This is a genomic window from Natrinema soli, from assembly GCF_028618695.1.
Genome location: NZ_JAQIVI010000844.1, coordinates 1 through 591 on the forward strand (window position 1 = coordinate 1; position 591 = coordinate 591).

A 591-nucleotide genomic window follows, 5' to 3' on the forward strand; every position below is an offset into this window, starting at 1 on the left:
AGTCCTCGTGGAATGTAGTCTTTCAGCGTTGAGAGATCTGGCATAAGGCGGTACTTGAACCACTCTTGCAGTTGGTCCCAGCACCCTTCGACAGCGTTCAACTCGGGGAGTTTCGACGGGAAGTACCACACTTCGAGATTGTCCCCGCGCACGCACGAGACCGAACTGTCTCCGACAGTTTCGGTCTCGCGCTCTCCGCTCACGTGTTCCCAGAGATCCCTCGCGTAGAAGTAGCCCGCTCGATCCAGGAACACCACTAACTCCTCACCAAACTTGTCTTTCAGCGCCTCTAACAGCCGAATCCCGTGAAATCTGGTCAAGTTCTCCTCTGTCCAGCAGTAGAAGCTGTCACCGTCGTCGGTGACAGCGCCCAGCACTGTCACCGACTCCCAGGACGTTGCTGTCTCTATCGTCGGATCTGAACCGATTGGGTACCAGCCACGCCGCTGGACAGTTCCGACGTGCTTGGTAAATTGATCGACGACAACGACGGTTTTCTCGCTCAGTTCGGGCCGTTTTTTTCGACTGTCTCTTGGAACTCGGCCTTCTCCTCAGGGTCAGCCTCGTGGTGTTGAGGCCGTGCTGTCCGCA

The 591-nt window shown here is 56.5% G+C and carries 1 protein-coding gene; it reads right to left on the bottom strand.

Annotated elements, in window-relative coordinates; genetic code table 11:
* A partial coding sequence (locus PGX04_RS34020) for a transposase (RefSeq protein ID WP_273742504.1) occupies positions 1-506 on the bottom strand: 506 nt, incomplete at its 3' end.
* Between the last annotated feature and the right edge of the window lie 85 nt (positions 507-591).